Source organism: Bacillus sp. 2175 (assembly GCF_057812155.1).
In genome coordinates this window covers 1-14,017 of sequence record NZ_JBSZSU010000010.1, presented here as the reverse complement: position 1 = coordinate 14,017, position 14,017 = coordinate 1, and the positions used below count along the sequence as shown (strand labels likewise).

At 40.0% G+C, this 14,017-nt stretch carries 28 protein-coding genes; all 28 read right to left on the bottom strand.

Annotated features, from left to right (window positions below; genetic code table 11):
- The coding region (locus ACXKY9_RS30515; RefSeq protein ID WP_488898570.1) for a cytoplasmic protein at positions 1-289 on the bottom strand (289 nt) is incomplete at its 3' end.
- Positions 290-345: 56 nt separating this feature from the next.
- Positions 346-930, bottom strand: a complete 585-nt coding sequence (locus ACXKY9_RS30510; RefSeq protein WP_021729034.1) for a hypothetical protein — start codon at positions 928-930, stop codon at positions 346-348.
- Positions 918-1,286 carry a hypothetical protein gene (locus ACXKY9_RS30505; RefSeq protein ID WP_087972997.1) on the bottom strand — a complete coding sequence of 123 codons (369 nt, stop codon included), beginning with the start codon at positions 1,284-1,286 and terminating at the stop codon, positions 918-920. Before ACXKY9_RS30505 ends, ACXKY9_RS30510 begins: the two co-directional genes overlap by 13 nt.
- Positions 1,261-1,494, bottom strand: a complete 234-nt coding sequence (locus tag ACXKY9_RS30500) for a hypothetical protein (RefSeq protein ID WP_087972995.1) — start codon at positions 1,492-1,494, stop codon at positions 1,261-1,263. The genes ACXKY9_RS30505 and ACXKY9_RS30500 overlap by 26 nt, the downstream gene beginning before the upstream one ends.
- A 117-nt stretch (positions 1,495-1,611) precedes the next feature.
- Positions 1,612-1,803 (bottom strand): hypothetical protein, encoded by a 192-nt coding sequence (locus tag ACXKY9_RS30495; RefSeq protein ID WP_021729031.1) that lies wholly within the window; start codon positions 1,801-1,803, stop codon positions 1,612-1,614.
- The gene (locus ACXKY9_RS30490) at positions 1,793-1,948 is read right to left on the bottom strand and encodes a hypothetical protein (RefSeq protein WP_170921274.1); all 156 of its coding nucleotides are present in this window, start codon (positions 1,946-1,948) and stop codon (positions 1,793-1,795) included. Before ACXKY9_RS30490 ends, ACXKY9_RS30495 begins: the two co-directional genes overlap by 11 nt.
- A 12-nt stretch (positions 1,949-1,960) precedes the next feature.
- Positions 1,961-2,161, bottom strand: a complete 201-nt coding sequence (locus ACXKY9_RS30485) for a LexA family protein (RefSeq protein ID WP_000957403.1) — start codon at positions 2,159-2,161, stop codon at positions 1,961-1,963.
- A gap of 15 nt (positions 2,162-2,176) precedes the next feature.
- A complete protein-coding gene (locus ACXKY9_RS30480) occupies positions 2,177-4,402 on the bottom strand; it encodes a DNA polymerase (protein ID WP_228161272.1) in 2,226 nt (741 codons plus the stop codon).
- On the bottom strand, positions 4,365-5,105 hold the full coding sequence (locus ACXKY9_RS30475; protein ID WP_087972990.1) for a hypothetical protein: 741 nt from the start codon (positions 5,103-5,105) through the stop codon (positions 4,365-4,367). Before ACXKY9_RS30475 ends, ACXKY9_RS30480 begins: the two co-directional genes overlap by 38 nt.
- Positions 5,106-5,163: 58 nt before the next feature.
- Positions 5,164-5,388 (bottom strand): hypothetical protein, encoded by a 225-nt coding sequence (locus ACXKY9_RS30470; protein WP_081143359.1) that lies wholly within the window; start codon positions 5,386-5,388, stop codon positions 5,164-5,166.
- Between the two features lie 69 nt (positions 5,389-5,457).
- Complete coding sequence (locus ACXKY9_RS30465; protein ID WP_081143358.1) at positions 5,458-5,958, bottom strand: hypothetical protein; 501 nt, start codon at positions 5,956-5,958, stop codon at positions 5,458-5,460.
- 15 nt (positions 5,959-5,973) lie between these two features.
- Positions 5,974-6,150 (bottom strand): helix-turn-helix domain-containing protein, encoded by a 177-nt coding sequence (locus ACXKY9_RS30460; protein ID WP_015976754.1) that lies wholly within the window; start codon positions 6,148-6,150, stop codon positions 5,974-5,976.
- A 312-nt stretch (positions 6,151-6,462) separates the two neighbouring features.
- Entirely contained in the window at positions 6,463-7,320 is an 858-nt protein-coding gene (locus tag ACXKY9_RS30455; protein WP_488898569.1) for a hypothetical protein, read from the bottom strand.
- 3 nt (positions 7,321-7,323) lie between these two features.
- On the bottom strand, positions 7,324-8,217 hold the full coding sequence (locus tag ACXKY9_RS30450; protein ID WP_176887180.1) for a hypothetical protein: 894 nt from the start codon (positions 8,215-8,217) through the stop codon (positions 7,324-7,326).
- 13 nt (positions 8,218-8,230) lie between these two features.
- Positions 8,231-8,743: a hypothetical protein gene (locus ACXKY9_RS30445; protein WP_021729042.1), complete on the bottom strand. Its 513-nt coding sequence runs from the start codon at positions 8,741-8,743 to the stop codon at positions 8,231-8,233.
- Positions 8,691-9,443, bottom strand: coding sequence for a glycoside hydrolase family 73 protein (locus ACXKY9_RS30440; protein WP_015976773.1), 753 nt, complete (start codon positions 9,441-9,443; stop codon positions 8,691-8,693). Before ACXKY9_RS30440 ends, ACXKY9_RS30445 begins: the two co-directional genes overlap by 53 nt.
- A gap of 3 nt (positions 9,444-9,446) precedes the next feature.
- On the bottom strand, positions 9,447-10,061 hold the full coding sequence (locus tag ACXKY9_RS30435; RefSeq protein ID WP_015976772.1) for a hypothetical protein: 615 nt from the start codon (positions 10,059-10,061) through the stop codon (positions 9,447-9,449).
- A 3-nt stretch (positions 10,062-10,064) separates the two neighbouring features.
- Positions 10,065-10,340 (bottom strand): hypothetical protein, encoded by a 276-nt coding sequence (locus ACXKY9_RS30430; protein ID WP_015976771.1) that lies wholly within the window; start codon positions 10,338-10,340, stop codon positions 10,065-10,067.
- Between the two features lie 11 nt (positions 10,341-10,351).
- Positions 10,352-10,498: a hypothetical protein gene (locus ACXKY9_RS30425; RefSeq protein ID WP_000169698.1), complete on the bottom strand. Its 147-nt coding sequence runs from the start codon at positions 10,496-10,498 to the stop codon at positions 10,352-10,354.
- Positions 10,495-10,671, bottom strand: coding sequence for a hypothetical protein (locus ACXKY9_RS30420; protein ID WP_000657808.1), 177 nt, complete (start codon positions 10,669-10,671; stop codon positions 10,495-10,497). The genes ACXKY9_RS30425 and ACXKY9_RS30420 overlap by 4 nt, the downstream gene beginning before the upstream one ends.
- Positions 10,668-11,099 carry a hypothetical protein gene (locus tag ACXKY9_RS30415; RefSeq protein ID WP_015976770.1) on the bottom strand — a complete coding sequence of 144 codons (432 nt, stop codon included), beginning with the start codon at positions 11,097-11,099 and terminating at the stop codon, positions 10,668-10,670. The genes ACXKY9_RS30420 and ACXKY9_RS30415 overlap by 4 nt, the downstream gene beginning before the upstream one ends.
- 73 nt (positions 11,100-11,172) lie before the next feature.
- Positions 11,173-11,331 (bottom strand): hypothetical protein, encoded by a 159-nt coding sequence (locus ACXKY9_RS30410; RefSeq protein ID WP_001002156.1) that lies wholly within the window; start codon positions 11,329-11,331, stop codon positions 11,173-11,175.
- A 3-nt stretch (positions 11,332-11,334) separates the two neighbouring features.
- The gene (locus ACXKY9_RS30405; RefSeq protein ID WP_000523934.1) at positions 11,335-11,565 is read right to left on the bottom strand and encodes a hypothetical protein; all 231 of its coding nucleotides are present in this window, start codon (positions 11,563-11,565) and stop codon (positions 11,335-11,337) included.
- A gap of 41 nt (positions 11,566-11,606) precedes the next feature.
- A complete protein-coding gene (locus tag ACXKY9_RS30400; protein WP_016090417.1) occupies positions 11,607-12,677 on the bottom strand; it encodes a hypothetical protein in 1,071 nt (356 codons plus the stop codon).
- Entirely contained in the window at positions 12,677-12,946 is a 270-nt protein-coding gene (locus ACXKY9_RS30395; protein WP_087972999.1) for a hypothetical protein, read from the bottom strand. The genes ACXKY9_RS30400 and ACXKY9_RS30395 overlap by 1 nt, the downstream gene beginning before the upstream one ends.
- A gap of 1 nt (position 12,947) precedes the next feature.
- Complete coding sequence (locus ACXKY9_RS30390) at positions 12,948-13,088, bottom strand: hypothetical protein (RefSeq protein WP_015976766.1); 141 nt, start codon at positions 13,086-13,088, stop codon at positions 12,948-12,950.
- Positions 13,089-13,223: 135 nt separating this feature from the next.
- On the bottom strand, positions 13,224-13,364 hold the full coding sequence (locus ACXKY9_RS30385) for a hypothetical protein (protein WP_023901797.1): 141 nt from the start codon (positions 13,362-13,364) through the stop codon (positions 13,224-13,226).
- 14 nt (positions 13,365-13,378) lie between these two features.
- The coding region (locus tag ACXKY9_RS30380) for a hypothetical protein (RefSeq protein ID WP_016090421.1) at positions 13,379-14,017 on the bottom strand (639 nt) is incomplete at its 5' end.

The window sequence follows — 14,017 nt, the reverse complement described above, 5'->3', positions numbered from 1 at the left end:
GTTTCTTCATTCCCTTCTTGCTGTAACTCCTTTCCGTGCGCAATACACCTTTTCCATTTCGTAACGCCTTAAATCGTGACGAATAGGGGATACGTGGTAGTAACGTGTTGAAATAATGCTCATCCATACGGTGGCAAATATCGCCGTATTCAAAGACCACATATTTCTCACCAATCGTTACAAACCACTCGTCCAGTTTTGGTAAGCACGGACACCAATTTGTACGCCAATCATCAAGCGGAATAGAATAGATACACCTACTCGCCCGGATAAGTACCGTATTGGACATAGTCAATCACTTCTTTCAGCTTTTCAAGTCCATTGTCGATTTGTTCGTCAAAGTCCTCAAAATGGAGCGCTTGCCGGAATGAGTTGATTGAGTTCCCCGCTAAAAGCTTGACTGGAAGTGGAAGGTTTTCCAACACTTGGTCCGCTACTTGCTCCAGTCGTTCCTGTTTTGTTTGCCCCGGTGTTTCCGGTAGGCTGAATTGATTTAGCATAATTTGTTACCACCTGCGCTTTCTTCTGTTTTCTTGTGGCATTCCACATTAAGAATTTTGGTACAAAGATTGTAAAGCATGCGATAGCAAGAGCAATCGCGTCACTATTTTCCCCGACTTTTTCGAGTGCTGCGGTTTTTGCTAACATGTTCTCTATCGGTTCACATAGCGTATTAATTTCTGTTTCACTTAAAGCCCATATTTCAAACCCTTCACGGGTAGCCACCATTTGTGACACTGTCATTAGAATTGGTTTCAATTGCAAGATTTCCATTGACGGTGCTTTTGATTTCCCGCTAGATCGGGAAGAAGATTTTGTATTCGCGCGCGAACGGGCTTTTCGTTCCCTGTCCTTTTTGCGCTTCTCTTCTAGCTTCTTTTCCTCTTCAGACATTTCCGCTTCTTTACCGGGAACGTCTAAAACAGCCAATTTAGGAAGCCCTTTTTCTTCGCCTTGTCCGTTTCCTCCACTTCCTCCACTTCCGGCTCCTCGTCTTCCTCTACTTTTGGTTTCGGTGGTACTGGTACCTTTTGCGCTTCCTGTTGTTGCTCCGCTTTCGGCGTCACTAAGTCTATCAACTTTTGTGCCCATGCTGGTGCTTCCTCCTCGCTTTTTGATTTTGGTTTGCGTTTTGGTTTCGGCTTTTCTTCTTCCTCTTCTTCCTCTTCCTCATCGTCTTCGATGTCGTCAACGTCTTCCTCTTCCTTCTTTTTGGCGAAGAATTGTCCGTCTCCGAATCGTACTCGAAAGGGATTTTCTTCAATTGCTTTTAGCATGTCTATCATTTTGTTTTCCCTCCTTATATGCGCGTTGATGACTATGCAAACTAGATGACATGGTGCTAATCATTTCTTTCACTTCACCATCGTATAGCATGGAATTTTCCCATTTTAATAGTTGCTCTTTTGTCATAATCAATGACGCATAATAAATAAGATTTTTTATAATAATTTTGCAAGATTCCACATCTTTAAATTCGTTAAAGTCGTCCATGTATCTCACTCCTTATCGAATGTTTGTTTGGTATATGTATACTATAATACGAACGAGTGTTCCTCATAACGTCACACGTGTGTCATTTTGGACAAATAAAAAAGACTAGCAACTTTGCTAGTCCTTCCTTACCTCTGGGTATAAACTTTGTACATCATAGTTATATTCTCTATTTCCGCTAGGTGTATCATGTATCTTTATTTCTTCCCAAACGATACTTTCTAATCTACTAATTATTTCTTCTGTTTTATAGTGATCTCTTTTCGTGACCTTTAGTTCACGTAACCACAATATTAAATCATCCTTCACCCTTCTTCCCCTCCGCATTCTTTTCTAGTTCCTTGTAGTCTTCTTTTGTTACTTGCATTAACCTGTCGATGACATATGCCTTGCTTACGACTTGTGTGCTAGATTGTGATAGTTCGATGATAAAGTCAAGCAATTTGTCACGCATACCTTTCCCTCCTTATAACAACTGGATGGCTCTAGGTCTTTGATGTACTCTCCTAATTCGTCCTTTACTTTCCAATTGCATTAAATAGCGATGTGCTGTCTTATGACTTACGTACATTCGACTCGCCATATCTCGCACGCTCGGCGCGAACCCAAACTCTTCCATATACCCGCTTATACATTCTAACGTATCCTGTTCCCTTGGCGTCAACATTTTCGTCACTCCCTATTATAAGAAACTTAATTCGCCTAATAGTTCTTTCATGTCCCATCCTGTCTTTTTACACCAATCTTGGATTGGCATTCCCTCATTAGAGAAGCACATGGCTTTCGCTTTTGAAGAATACTCTTTATATAAACCGTATAACTTTCTTTGTTTTTTCTCTGGTATTTGTATCTTTCCAAACTTCATACAAAGTTCCTCTACCGCATTCATATCATCGTTAAACTCTTCCAATCTTTCATACCATTCATCAAACTCGTATTCTGACTTTTCGTCCTTATTTTCCCCATAATCATTACGAACTAGAGGTGATGTGATATTTTTATTTAGATCAATATTTCTTTTTTGCTCCCTAGCAAAATTAATTGTCTTATGCATTTCCGCTAGTTCATTCATTTCAATATTATTTTTAGATTTCGTTAAAAACTTTTGGACACGTTCTCCGCCTTTATAAATAGGAATTTCCGCTTTTCCTCTTTTTACTTGTAAGTACCATTTTTTAAACGTATTATAATCTAGTTGTTCCTCTACTACCCATTTCGGAACGCCTTTCATTCGTAATACTTCCTTATACTTTCCACCCTCAATTGTTTTTTCAGCATACATTTTAGGTTGAAAATATAGCCCCTCAATAACATATCCCTCTAGCTTCCATTTCCCATATTCTTTGTCGTGTACCATCTTGTCCGGAAACTTTGTAGTTGTTGCGCAACTGTCCGTATCACAATACGCAAGAATCCCTTTTGCATGTGCATACTTCAAACCTTTAAACAATATAATTCTAGCAATAGAAGTAATATAAGCCGAAATATGAGGTTGTATATACTCTGCCATTGCATATCCGTCATACTCTAAAAACTCCATATAAATTCCATTCATATCATAAATGATTTTACTTACTGTATGTCCTTCTGCCTCAAGCTTTTCACGTTGTGACACGTCAGCATACATGATACGTTCCCTTTGCATAGCAAACTTTCCATACAAGGCGTTCTGCATTAGTTTAGCAAATGTCCGCTTTGCGCCTTTACTGCTATTCTTTATTTGCTCAAAATGAGAAATAAATTCGCGGAATATAGGACTTGTCTTTTCAAACACAACGCCACTTTCAATTTTTTCTATTATACAACCTTCCGCTTCTGCTAATGCAAGTTCCGGAAATGTCCATACGCCTTCTATTCTACCAACTGGAAAAATTAACTTACCAGTATAATCTTTTTTCGGTAGGACAGGTATATATTTATCTTCTGGTACGTATACCTTTGCATGTATAAAACCTGCTCCGAATCTTCTTCTTTTCCATAGATCATAAGATAGTTGCGCTTCTTCACTATCAAGTACATTTGGATAGCCCACCGGCATTTCAGCATTTTTCATAACATAAGGATATAAACTATTTACATCATAGTGGTATCCATCTGTTATTCTAGGCGTGAAAACTTCCGTTCTACCACCATAGTAACCTTGTCTAACAAAGGCTTCTAGTCCTTTTCCTAACTGTTTATGATTGTATTGTTTCGTTGAAATAGCAACTTTATAATCCTTCTTATACTGTTCCTTATAAACTGTTTTAGCAAGTGAAGCCGTAGTTGGACAATTAACAAAATGTTCAATGTCCAAATTTGAAAGTCCTATAACAATTTCTAAAATCTTGTATAGACTTCGACAGTCATACTCCATATACTCGCATAATACAGGGTCATCTTTGTCTACTGTTTTGAAGAAGTTTCCTTTTGTAAGTCGATGATTCATTTTGTGATTTTTTACATTATAGATGCCGAAATGATTCTCTTCCATATAATCGACAATATCTTTCTTTCCATCTTCTAAAAGCTCGAAATCTCTACATAAGTTTTCAAGTGAAGACGGTAGCAATCTAAAGCTATCATGTAGTATAATATGAGAAGCGGTAAACGTTACTATATTACCATTGATAAATAGCGAGTTATCAAATGTCGGTTCGGCATAGTCACGCAACTCTGCTATGATCTTAGAAAGGTCGAAGTCTAAGTTATGTATGTACACATGACAGTCATATGCTTTGTACTTTTCAAACACTGGTAATACGTCTGCAAACGTATAGCCAGTATAGTATTGTTTTCCATCGAATAGTCCAATTCGAAACACGTCGCCGTCCAAACCACGTGTTTCAGTATCTAGCGTAAAGAGTTTAATCTCTCTACGCTTTTTTCTATTAGTTGAAACCATCATCATCCCACCAGTCTTTCCCATGTGATTTTACATCATATATCTTTTGTATCTCATCTGCATTCCTGTGCGCCTGCTTATACGGTAAGGAACGTAGCTTAGGTAATAAATCCTTTTTTAAATATCTATCACGCTCTTTTACATCATACACACCAACCATAATCGTCTCTATTGCTGTTAGTAGTTTTGTTAGGTCTTTTCCTTGCCCTACATATATCTTTACATAACCATGATTCTTCCATAGTGTATTTGTTTTAGATACATCACGTTTTGGAACTACACGCATAGCAACCCTTCCTAAAAAGAGTTTATTTTGCGCATTCTGTAACCAACCTATTATAGACTTTGTAATTTGACTACGTGACCTTGTACTGTTTCTCTTTTTAAAATCGTATATAAACTTACTATCTGTCTCACCTGTAAAATCTTGATAGTATATTAATAGAAAAGGCGCTTCCCCATCTTGTTCTTTTTTAATTCTCTCTATTTCTGGAAGTAACTTCTTCCAAGAATTATACTTACTCGGTGATAGCCCCCACTGTTTTGCTAGATTTGCTATTTCTCTAGCACGCTCTCTATTTTTCCTATTATGAGATTTCTTTTTATAAACAGTTTCTAACTCTCTACCTTTCAACTTCTTTGTTTCTTTCTTACTATAACCTTCTGAAACAAGTAACGACTTTTTACGTTTGGTTTCTAATTTCTTCTTTAACCGTTTATTTGCCATTGTATCACCTACTTATAAAACCATGTGACCCGTAACAACTAGGTCACAGGTCTTTGGCTTACATGGCTTTCTTTTCTGTAATAGAGTCCATTAAATTTACTATCACATTATCAATGTTAGACATAGCTGCAACTACCCCTAATTCTTCTTTTGTTAACACAACCGATGTTTCATCATCTTCTAACTTTTGTTTCAAATGCACCATTCCATTAAAAGATACAAATTCTAGTTCTCGCTCATTTGTTCGAATAGATACCTGAACTAAATTTTTAATAGCGTTCACGTCTGCACCGTCCTTTTGTGTTTTAAAAAAGAGGATACACGATGTGTACCCTCATTCATTTGTTACCAATTAGCCTTGTAGTTGTAGAGTTAATGTTTTAAAACCTTTACGTGTTTTTACTTCCACTGGAACGATTTCTAAAGGTTCGTTCCAAGGTGCTGGACCTACAATGCTAATAATCTTTTGAATAGAAGAAACGACACCTTGTGAAATTGCGTGATATGCTTTTCCGTCCTTCGCTACTAATACAACACGTAGCGCGTCCACGTTTTCTTTCGTAACTTCATCTTCTAATGTAATCGCATGAGCAACCATGTCCGTGATTTGTAAAACTTCACCTCTATGATCTGCTAACGGATTTTCGCTAGAGTTGATAGCATTGTAAACTTTGATAGCTGATTTACGGTCTTTACTTTGAATAGATGAGAAGAATACATCTTTAGCTCCATCCGCTTCGAAAATAGATGGTGACACCTTGTCCACTGTCACGATGTCATTTGTATTTACATGCTCGTCCACTACCGCGATTTCGTTAACCTCATTATTTAATTGTTTAGTATTGTTTTCCATTGAATATTCCTCCTATTAATTGTCCATTTTATTTTTATTTTCCAATAGTCCTTTTGCATCTTCCTCTTTAATAAGGAATTTGTTTGCTACCTTAGAAGCGTCTAACTTTCCAGAATGTATCATTCTATGGATAGTCTTTTTATGAACACGCAATAAGTCTGCAACCTCTTGCGCAGTCAGTAGTTTACTCATATTACATATGCACCACCTTCTTTTCACTTGTATAGAGAGTATGTATCGTGTCTCGATTTGTCCCGTTTGTCCCTCTCTGCTACCAATATTACCCGAAAGTTACCAGTAATGCAAATGTTTTTATGTTACAGTTATGTTACAAAAACCGAACATCTATAAAACGCGTGTTCGTTTTCAACTCATTTCCTATTATAGCACCCTTGGAATATCTTGTCACACTTTTCCTTTTGGAAATTCCAATAAATTTTCCAAATTGTCAATAGTTAATTTTAGAAAATTTTGTATATCATATTTCATAAATGTTATTACATGTCAATAGGTAAATATTTTAATAGTCGGGTCACCATTCACCCTATTTTCCATTTGTATAATTTGTCCGGCTTGGTCTACGATCATTGTCATACTTCCATATGTGGAATCAGCTTTCGAATACATAGCCTGTATAACTGTTTCGTATAACGGGGCAAACTCTTTCGGTACACGTCCCACGATTTTATAAGCACCACCGTTACCATGTAGCAGGTCACCGAATAGTGTTACAATGTCCCCTCGCTTGGTATAAAGTAACCCGTCACCACGATGGTAAAAACCTGTCGCGGGGTCTAGTGCCACTTGACGGAATCCAATTGTATTCTTTTTCAAATAGAGTTCTTCGGCTTTGCTTTCCGTTAATAGTCTTCGCCCGCCTTCATATACGCCTTGTGTATCACCTGTTACACTTGACCAAACAAGGGTATATCCACGTTCGGTAAACTCCGTGTCCACCTCAAAATACTCTTTACATTCAATTGCATGATAGACGAATACACCACCCTTTGAATAGGGAGATAGAACAAGATAAAGAACATGAAACCCTTCCCCGTCTTTGTATATTTCAAAACGGTAACTATCTTCGCGGGAATCTCCTACTTTTAGTAGGGATGGTTTGATAAGTGAAGCGGGCCCGCCGTTTCGAACACCAAATGAAAAGGTGTATAACGGTTGCGTTGTACCCGTGAATCCAAAGTTACTTTGCGGGAAAAGTTGTCCTTGAAGAACAGACCCTTCCGCGCTATCAACTGGGTTTCTTGATTGGATTCTAGCAACCCTATAATAAAGAGGTCTTTCGCTCGTTTGCGGTATCCTCTTTGTTTTTGTTTCTATAACTGGAAATGGTTTAACAAGCCCCATCTATTACACCCCTAACAGCCGAACCATTCCATTTCCGGATTGGCGCACAAATGTTATTTTATTTGCTTTTCTCGTAAACTCTGATAATTGTTCACCGGGTTTCAAACGAATGGTTACATTCTTACCGGATAATAAATTTGGATTTAATGTATTATCATCAAAGTTTAGGAATAGATCGGTGTCACCTTCATTCACTAAGTACGAGAATTTAATGACGTCACCTACATTGCATACATAGTTCCCTGTCCCGATCATTGCTTCGAAATAGAAGTGACTTGCTCGCACCGGGTCATTCGTAACCTGTACAGGTGGCATACTGGAAATCGAAACCCCACCTTGTACATTCACACTTCCGATATGACTTTCACCTTCAGCAAGTGGCGGTAGTTTCGTGACACCTACGTTACCAATCATATTTGTACCCGATGGTAATGTTTTAAACTCAATTGGAATGGTAGGCATTTCCGTGACAACTACTTTACCTATATTGTTATTCCCAGCAGGTAACGCGCTTGTAAATCCTTTTACCGTGACGGTATCACTTACCCCACCGCCACCGTTTGAAATCGGGGCAACACTTCCGCTATTTGCTAGTACAGCAGGGTTAAACGGTTCGTTAAACGATGTTAAAATGATTCTTGCAGCATCCGCACTATCGTTATAAATTTGGATTTGGGAAGAACCTTCTTTCCTTGCTAAAATGTTTCGTCCATTACCCGGTACAAGTAATTCGTATTCTCTTAGACTTGGTAGGACACGAACGCCCGCGTATAGCGTCGCTACAGATAGATTGTTAATGTCATAATGGTTTGGGTTTGTATCAATGAAATGATGTGTATACGCCATTTTAGGCGGTAGTGTGAGCGTGACCTCACGCCATGTATTATCCTTTAACATGTTTTTCAACTCCTTAAAATACTTTTACTTTTATATCCGGGAATGCTTGGAAGAAGAAATATACAGCTACGATCAGAAAGACAAGAATCATAACAGCACGAACGATTCCAACAAATGCACTTGTGATAAATCCTTTGTCGGAATTTGGGGAAGCCGTCCCCGTGCTTAGGGCACCGCCACCGTCACCCGTGGGCCTGTCGATCAATGTTTTATCGCCTACGTACATCTTTCCGGCTTGGTGTTTTCCCTCTTGCCACCCGACGTGTACATGATCGTAGTGTCCAGCAGTTTGCCATAACACTTCCGTAAATAGCGGTGACGTTTTCGCCCATTTCGCAAATTCGTCCATTTTATCTTTCGAACCCGCGAAGTCCATAGCCATGCCTTGGGAATGGCTATCCGGTCTCCCGCTTGGTCCGGTAGAACCGGGGCGGTATCCGCTTGTGAATCGCAAACCAAGGGATAACGCCTTGTCATATACTTGCTTCAACTTGTCGTTTAGTTTGAGTCCCTGTAGTTCCGCCATTCGTAGCACCGCCTTTCGGTTTTACTTTTTTATATCCTCTAGATCGTGAGGATGACTTTGTAACTTTCTTTGCTCCGCTCTTTGCCGTAGCTTCCACTTGTGGGAATGCCTTGGCAAAAAAGAGAACACAAACCACAAAAGCCAATAAGATAAGCAAGGCGCGAATGACTCCATTAGCGACACTTGTGAATATTCCACGTTTATCACTCCCTCCACCGGCAGGAACGCTTCCCTCTCCGGTGTATGGCGTCCCGTCGTCATACTTGTCTAATCCGTTTTGCTTAATAATAGATATCAATTGTCCCGCATAGTTGGGGTCAGTCGCGTATCCGCCCGCCTTAATCCCGCGCGCAAAGTCCTCAAATGTCTTCGCATTTTTTAGTTGGGACGCATAGCGCGGTGTTTGCAGCAACCGAGCATGGTCAGCCATCGACTCATAGTAGCTGTTATATTTCCGGAATCCAGAAACACGACCACCGCCCGCATCATACTCTTGTGACCATACAGTATGTGTTCCGGCAGGTCCGACACCTTTAATGCCAAATAGATTCTTAGCATTATAGGCAAGACCGGACATTCCGCCGGGATTCTTTCCGCTAGATTCAAACACCATTTGACCGAGAATAATAGAAGCAGGGATTCCAGTTTCTTTTTGGATTCGTTGGGCGTCGTTTATGAATGGTCTAACATCTAGAGCCATTAATTAATAACTCCTAGAATGTGCGCCATAGCTTGGTGCGTCCCCGGTCTTCACTTTCCCGACTTCCATTCCGCCCCATTGTTTGTCTTGGACACCTTTTTTCACAAGGTCAGCCATTTCTTGACGGTCTTTTCCGTATGCTTCCACAACATAGTAATCCTTCGCGCCCGCCCATCCATCTTTAATGAATTGTTTTCTGACATATGTCGTACTTGCTCCAGAATTAATTAAATATTGTTGACGTTTTAACGCTTCATCACTGTTATCGAATGTGACATAAATCTTTGTTAGTTCAGCAGGGTCTTTCTTCCCTTGCAGTTCTAAAATGGAATTAAGCAATTCTTCTTGTCGCCCGACAAGCGTGTTCATTCCATCTTGCACAACAGCATTTTGACTACCGAGCGTTGGATAGTTTGTATAGTAGTCCTTCAATTCTTCCTCTACGGCTTCTTGCGATGAACCACCGCTATGCTTTGCCTTATTCATAAAAAGAGCCACTAGGACGACGGCAATTCCGCCTCCTAGTAATAGCATCTTTTGTTTTTTGTCAAACTTCGGTTTATGTTTTCCGCCACTCCCACCGCTTGCAGGAGGGTCGAGTCTTTCAAATTCTGGCATTCCCTACACCCCCATAATGGGATTCCCGAAATAGTAGCCTTGCGGGAAATCCTCTCTTCGGATTTGTTCGTTTTGCAAGTTTGGTCGTGTTTTCTCCCACGGTTCTTTTACCGGGTCAGCCACAACCATTTTTGGCTGCTTTGCTGTATGCTTCACCAGTAACGCATAAGAGCCGAGGTACTCGTCAAACTCCACGTTCAATCTGATAGAGGGTTCATATACGGGCTTGTCCAACGCTTGGAACGCGTGACGATTTAAATTGTCGCGCTTGTAATCCATATAAAACCCTCCTATCGTCCTTGTAATGTTTTAATGCCCGCAATTGAGTTTTTACCCATCGCTTCAATGATTGACACTGTTTCTCGACCATTTGAAAGGAACAAATAAATACCAATGAGCATTCCAATTCCCGCGATCATGTCGAATACTTTTGTCATACTCTCACCTCATTTAATAGTTTTATAAACTTGTCCGAATTTGTAACAACCATACTCATTAATACGAGTAGCAAAAATCCATTTGTTACACGCTCGTTCGTAAAGGATTGCAATAGGACGGTCACGGACATAAAGAAGATGACGAATGGCATTGACTCCGTAAATTCTTTCATTTAAACCACCCTTTCACCGTACCCCACGTATCCTCGAATAAGTCCTCCCAACTGTATCCGAGCCACCCCTTATCTTTATACGCGTTCGTTTCGGCACGTTTCTTGCTCTGTTCGGAAAGACGTTCTAACACTTCTTTCTTTTTGGGGTCTTTTTCATTCTTTGCAGGTTTTTCAAACAGAATTTCACCCGCTTTTTTATCCGCTTCTTTTTGCGCTTCCCTTGTATTCTTTGTTGTTTCTTTTACAGACTCTTTCGCACCGTCCACCACTTTCTCAGCAACTTCCCCCGGGCTAGGCATTGATAAGTCCGGCGTCATCATTTGCGCCAATTTTGATAGACGTTTCTTTCCGACAAAGTCGTCAAACACGAGCCATAAAAATAAAAGGGATAGAGTGAGAAACGTTAAACCTTTCGCGTCGTTGTTCACATGTCATCACGCCTTTTTCTTTCGAATTACAAAGAACCATAAAGCAAGAATGGCAACAACTAGGATTAATGATTTACTCATGCTTACCGCCACCATTCTTTTCAATTGCTATCTTTAAATCAGTTAACGCACCCGTCATAGCTTGTGTATCCTTTGATTGTTTTGTCATCATAAAAATAGCCGTGAAAATCGGGAATCCCACTTGACTAATGAATTGAGCAATCTCATTCATGACTTACAACCTCCCCGCCACATAACCGAATGCGATTATGATAATGATGAATAAACCAATGGACTTCCAAATGCTTGCACCTGTCACTGGGTCGGACTTCGGTTTCACATCTGTCTTGATGTCCTTTTCATCCACTAATACAACTTGGTCACCCATTTCCGCTACGGTGATTCCACTTGTCGTATTGAAACCCGTATCCGGGTATAGATCGTGATAGAAATGATTCAGTCCCATTCTGTTCCCTCCTTATAAATAGGTAAGGAGCATAAAGCCCCTTACATTTGTAGTCGTGATATTGTTTCCGATACGACAGTGACTTTCCCGCCTACTTGCGTGCTGAAGCGGAACCAGAATTCTGTTAAACGCTCCGTATCCACATAGTCGCGTGACCCTCCGAGGTTTGGTACACCTTGGAATGAGAAGTCAAAGCAATACATACCCGGTGGAAGTGGATAGCCTAGATTACTATGACTTTCGTGTACGAGTATTTCCGGCTTGATATTATAAGGCGTGTCCGCTTGGTTAAAGACAAGTTCCATATTACCCGTGAAGTCTTTTGGCTCTAATGGTTTCCCGTTTAAGTCTTCGATGTAGAGTATGAGTTTACGATAAATCGTCCCTACGTTTAGTTTTAAAATGTTTTGTCCACCGCCACTGAAAATGTCCGATTTCGATTGTACGAGTTTCAGTACAGACATATCCGGTTGCCCGCCCGGAATCGACGGAATAGAGAATGTTTCGATCTCTGGTGTAATGGACATAGATTTAAATATGACTTGGTCATTATTTGATGGATTTAATTTATATGCATTTGCTAATTGGTCAACGGCAATTGATAAGTTTACGTTAGCCGTGTTGTTTTGCAGCATAACCATTCCGACCGGGTCACGTTCATTTAAACTAACAGGGATTGGGATTGTAAATTGAATTTCATTGTCCTTCCCGGCTGTTGTTGCTACGTTTTCCACATAGTTTAAGTATTGTTTATTCGCACCTGGTAACAATACGTCCGGATGATTACGTAAAACGTTATACATAAACAGTTCTTTCCCTGATACAATATAAGGACTGAAGCCGTTATTTAAGTTGAGTTCTACTCGGCGTAAAATACCATATGGAGACATTGGGTCGCGTTGAATGTTCCCGCTAGAGCTTTTCAACGTGGCTACGGCTTTTACATGTAGCATGATTTTTGTTAATAGACGCGCTTTCGGTAATGTGAAATCAAGCGTCATACCTTCTTGTGTAACAACTTGCGTTGGTAATGTTTGTTTGTATTGTCGTGTTGACGTCGCCCAGATCATTGCGCGTTGTTGCGGTGAATATTGCTCTTTCTGTTGTGCCATTAGTTTGTTCCTCCTTCAACAAGTCCGCTTCCCGCGCCTTGTTCACGTTTGATTCGTTCCAGTTCCGCTTGCTTTGCTTCATTCGCTAAACGTTCTTTTCGTTCGCCTTCACGAATTTCAAAGTCAGCAAAACGTTCATTTGATTCCACATATTCCGCATTTTCATAACGATTTTTGAAATCAGCAAGTTGCTCAAATGTTGGTTTACTTCCCGTGAAATGTGTATTAATACGATTCATATTTCCATCATAAATAGTAACTACGTGCATGTTATACCGCCTCCGCAATCGGTCTTACAACCGGAATATTATACTTATCAGAACCTTTTTTAATTAAATAAATGAAAATCATTGTCACAAATGTGTTGATAAACATAGATACCCACCATGACGGGCTAAATAGTTTTCCCATTTTTCTTTTCCTCCTTTTTCTTACTTTTTCTTAAATCCATTGCAATTCATGATGTTCGCTCCTACTATAATCCCTAGAGCAAATGACGACATAGCCGTCGGAACAATAACTTCTAATAAATGCATGTCACACCTCCTATACGGCTTGGACAACTTCACTAAGTCCACGAACCGGATGTTTTGTTAAAATTGCTTTCGCCATGACTGTTAACAGTACAAACATGAGCCATAACACAATAATATTTTTGAGTCCGACCCCTGCAAATTTACCCTCCACATTGTCACCCCCTTTCAAAGTTTCAAAGTGGCGCGGACAGGTTCGTCATCGCTATCCCGCATATACCAGAAATTACGATAACCCGGTTTGTCCATAAACATATCAGACCCCAAATCATCAGCAACACGTTTTCTATCCGCCACTTTATTCAAATCAAAAATAAAGAAGTGTGTAGAGTTGGACATAATATCCGATGGAATCGTTGCAGGTCTTTGTGTACATGCCCATACGACGGAATCCACAAAGCGTCCTCGCTGATAGAGGTGTTTCATATGATACGGATACTTACTTGGACTTGGACAAACTTGCATTAACTCGTCTATCCATAAAATTGTGTTATGTCGCTCATACACCCATTTCATAAGCGCGTCATAATACTCTTCATCTTGCTCTTCCGGAATCGGACAATAAATTACCTTTTTCGTGCGGGCTTCGGCTACTTCTTCCAGTGTCTCGACCAGTACAAAGTCTTTCCCTTCCTTTAACCCATACCATAGGTTCTCGCCTTTCTTCCGTCTCTCAAGTGACTGTCCTTTCGTATCTAACATAATCACATGGTCGTACCCGGCTAGGTAAACCTCAGCAAGAAACGATTTTCCGCTACCTGTTTTACCAGCTATAAAAACATGTTGGTCAGTCGGGATTGCTTGCAT

Bases quoted from the DNA above. Each gene is read 5' to 3' on its own strand.
- ACXKY9_RS30505 (WP_087972997.1), bottom strand. From the start codon at position 1,286: ATGATAGACATGCTAAAAGCAATTGAAGAAAATCCCTTTCGAGTACGA.
- ACXKY9_RS30500 (WP_087972995.1), bottom strand. From the start codon at position 1,494: ATGGACGACTTTAACGAATTTAAAGATGTGGAATCTTGCAAAATTATT.
- ACXKY9_RS30490 (WP_170921274.1), bottom strand. From the start codon at position 1,948: ATGCGTGACAAATTGCTTGACTTTATCATCGAACTATCACAATCTAGC.
- ACXKY9_RS30485 (WP_000957403.1), bottom strand. From the start codon at position 2,161: ATGTTGACGCCAAGGGAACAGGATACGTTAGAATGTATAAGCGGGTAT.
- ACXKY9_RS30480 (WP_228161272.1), bottom strand. From the start codon at position 4,402: ATGGGAAAGACTGGTGGGATGATGATGGTTTCAACTAATAGAAAAAAG.
- ACXKY9_RS30475 (WP_087972990.1), bottom strand. From the start codon at position 5,105: ATGGCAAATAAACGGTTAAAGAAGAAATTAGAAACCAAACGTAAAAAG.
- ACXKY9_RS30465 (WP_081143358.1), bottom strand. From the start codon at position 5,958: ATGGAAAACAATACTAAACAATTAAATAATGAGGTTAACGAAATCGCG.
- ACXKY9_RS30460 (WP_015976754.1), bottom strand. From the start codon at position 6,150: ATGAGTAAACTACTGACTGCGCAAGAGGTTGCAGACTTATTGCGTGTT.
- ACXKY9_RS30455 (WP_488898569.1), bottom strand. From the start codon at position 7,320: ATGGGGCTTGTTAAACCATTTCCAGTTATAGAAACAAAAACAAAGAGG.
- ACXKY9_RS30450 (WP_176887180.1), bottom strand. From the start codon at position 8,217: ATGTTAAAGGATAATACATGGCGTGAGGTCACGCTCACACTACCGCCT.
- ACXKY9_RS30445 (WP_021729042.1), bottom strand. From the start codon at position 8,743: ATGGCGGAACTACAGGGACTCAAACTAAACGACAAGTTGAAGCAAGTA.
- ACXKY9_RS30440 (WP_015976773.1), bottom strand. From the start codon at position 9,443: ATGGCTCTAGATGTTAGACCATTCATAAACGACGCCCAACGAATCCAA.
- ACXKY9_RS30435 (WP_015976772.1), bottom strand. From the start codon at position 10,061: ATGCCAGAATTTGAAAGACTCGACCCTCCTGCAAGCGGTGGGAGTGGC.
- ACXKY9_RS30430 (WP_015976771.1), bottom strand. From the start codon at position 10,340: ATGGATTACAAGCGCGACAATTTAAATCGTCACGCGTTCCAAGCGTTG.
- ACXKY9_RS30425 (WP_000169698.1), bottom strand. From the start codon at position 10,498: ATGACAAAAGTATTCGACATGATCGCGGGAATTGGAATGCTCATTGGT.
- ACXKY9_RS30420 (WP_000657808.1), bottom strand. From the start codon at position 10,671: ATGAAAGAATTTACGGAGTCAATGCCATTCGTCATCTTCTTTATGTCC.
- ACXKY9_RS30410 (WP_001002156.1), bottom strand. From the start codon at position 11,331: ATGAATGAGATTGCTCAATTCATTAGTCAAGTGGGATTCCCGATTTTC.
- ACXKY9_RS30405 (WP_000523934.1), bottom strand. From the start codon at position 11,565: ATGGGACTGAATCATTTCTATCACGATCTATACCCGGATACGGGTTTC.
- ACXKY9_RS30400 (WP_016090417.1), bottom strand. From the start codon at position 12,677: ATGGCACAACAGAAAGAGCAATATTCACCGCAACAACGCGCAATGATC.
- ACXKY9_RS30395 (WP_087972999.1), bottom strand. From the start codon at position 12,946: ATGCACGTAGTTACTATTTATGATGGAAATATGAATCGTATTAATACA.
- ACXKY9_RS30390 (WP_015976766.1), bottom strand. From the start codon at position 13,088: ATGGGAAAACTATTTAGCCCGTCATGGTGGGTATCTATGTTTATCAAC.